A 2,114-nucleotide genomic window follows, 5' to 3' on the forward strand; every position below is an offset into this window, starting at 1 on the left:
CCCTTGTAGCTGCGCTCATTCGTCAGCGGATTGGTGACGAAGCGCAGGATCGGCGGCTGGATCGTCTGGACGAGGTGCTCGAAGCCATCGACGATGGCCTGGCGGATGTCGCCTCGCATCTGGACACCCGATCCGATCTTCACGGCATAGCTCGGAACCCCTGCATCCGAGCACAGGAAGCGCCCGGTCCGCTCCGCCGTTTCCGCACTGTCGAGCATGAAGGCCAGCGTCTTGCGTGCATGGGGCACGGTCTCGGTCTCGACCGCATTACGCAGGGCGCTCTTCGATGTCTCCGGGATCCGGCGCAGCGACCAGTCATAGAGATTGGCCGTGACCTCCTTCACCAGATCATATGTTATCGCCATGCGCCGCTGCCCAGTTCACCTCTGCCCAACCTAGCGGGCCGGGACGGGGGGATGGTTCAAAGCGCCGGCGTTTCGCACGATGAAATGAGCGCGCTGTGCATACTTTGCTATCCAGCCCCTCCTAGGATCGATCGAGTTTCACCGTCACAGGCCTGATGATGTCTCAGATACCAAGCGCCGTTCCGATGCGCGTTGCCGATCTTGTCGCGGAGGTTGCCGCTGTCTTTGCCGGCGCCGGACTCTCTCCCGCCGGCGCGAGCCGTATTGCGGAAGCCCTGGTCGAAGCGGAGCAGCAGGGCCTGAGCTCGCACGGGCTGATGCATGTGCCGCTCTATATCGAACGCCTGCGCAAGGGCTCGGTCTCGCCGCATGACGAAGCTCTGTGCGTGAGTGACCATGGCGCCGTTGCGGTTCTCGACGGCCGCCACATGCTCGGTCATCTGGCCGCCGAGCAGGCCATGACCCTGGCTATCGCAAAGGCTCGGAGTTTCGGCATCGGCGCGGTTGCCGTGCGTCATGGGTTTCATTTCGGCGCTGCCGGTCGCTATGCCGCCCAGGCCGCTGAGGCCGGCATGATCGGGATTGCGATGTCGAATACGCGGCCGTTGATGCCGGCCCCCGGCGGGGCTGAGCCGGCTGTCGGCAACAACCCGATCGCGATTGCCATTCCGACTGCGGACGAGCCTGCGGTGGTGGTCGATGTCGCCATGAGCGAAGGCGCTCTCGGCCGCATTCGCCATCACCAGCAGCGCGGCGAGCCGATTCCGGCGAACTGGGCCGTAACGTCGGAAGGGCTTCCGACCACCGACCCTGCCGAGGCAATCAGGGGGCTGCTTCTGCCCACCGGCGGCCCCAAGGGGTTTGCCCTCGCACTGGCGGTCGACATGCTGTGCGGGCTCCTGTCCGGTGGTGCCGTGGGAGCCGAGGTGAAAGCGCTCTACGGCGACGCCGCGCAACCGAATGACTGCTCGTTTCTGTTCCTGACGCTGAATCCGGGCGCTTTCGGCGCTGAGGCCTTGCCTTGCCGCGCCGCAGCCGAGCGGGAGCGCATCAGCAGCGGGCGCCGCGCCCCCGGTACTAATGCCATCCGTGTCCCCGGTCAGGCAAAATGGGAGAACGCCAAGCTCCGACAGGAGATCGTGGCGGTCGACAGCCGGACGCTCGCTGCGCTGAGGGCAAGCGCCATTGGAAGCTGACTAGGGGGGCAGGGGCCTCGACTGTCAAAGCGAAGCAGGGGGCGCGGCTGCTCACCAGAGGCGMGGCCCCTCCATCGTTGATACGTGAGCGGAGATCACCTTCCAGCCGAGATCGGGGAAGCGCGCCCAGGTCTGGCTCTACCGGCCGACCATGTCCTGCCCGCGGACCTTGAACTCCAGGTTCACCGTGGCAATGTCGCGCCCCAGAGTGAGAATCTCCAGCCGCAGCCGCTTTTCCTTGATACCGGGCCCCGGCGGGCGAGAAACGCGGTGGGCGTGGATCTCCGAGAAGCCATAGCCATTCTCGTGCAACGCGTATCGGATGGTGTGCGGACTGTCCCAGAATGCGGCATCCAGCACAGCCACATCCTTGTCGATCAGGGCTTGCTCGTAGCGTTCGAACAATGCGCCGATTTCGGCAACGACATCGGGCAAATTCGGGATCAGGTCGGGCACGGTGCAGCCTTCATACATGGCGCCGACGGATCAAGCCGGCCTCCGCCCCCTGTCATAGGATGATCAGAGTTCCGCCCGCTCCCATTCGGATGGGAGC

The 2,114-nt window shown here is 65.0% G+C and carries 2 protein-coding genes and 1 pseudogene; 1 reads left to right on the forward strand and 2 read right to left on the reverse strand.

What is annotated here, in order from left to right; all coding sequences use genetic code 11:
- Positions 1-365, reverse strand: a 365-nt coding sequence (locus tag AC1D34_RS36915; protein ID WP_476826943.1) for a fumarate hydratase, incomplete at its 3' end; no start/stop codon positions are given.
- Between the two features lie 158 nt (positions 366-523).
- Here AC1D34_RS36915 and AC1D34_RS36920 point away from each other — a divergent pair.
- Positions 524-1,561 (forward strand): Ldh family oxidoreductase, encoded by a 1,038-nt coding sequence (locus AC1D34_RS36920; protein WP_476826944.1) that lies wholly within the window; start codon positions 524-526, stop codon positions 1,559-1,561.
- A gap of 51 nt (positions 1,562-1,612) precedes the next feature.
- On the opposite strand, the pseudogene AC1D34_RS36925 reads toward AC1D34_RS36920, so the two are convergent.
- Positions 1,613-2,035: pseudogene (locus AC1D34_RS36925) on the reverse strand (AtzH-like domain-containing protein).
- Between the last annotated feature and the right edge of the window lie 79 nt (positions 2,036-2,114).

The sequence above is a fragment of the Allobosea sp. P1_A7 genome (genome assembly GCF_056406775.1).

Coding starts and splice junctions, on each gene's coding strand:
- AC1D34_RS36920 (WP_476826944.1), top strand. CDS start 524: ATGTCTCAGATACCAAGCGCCGTTCCGATGCGCGTTGCCGATCTTGTC.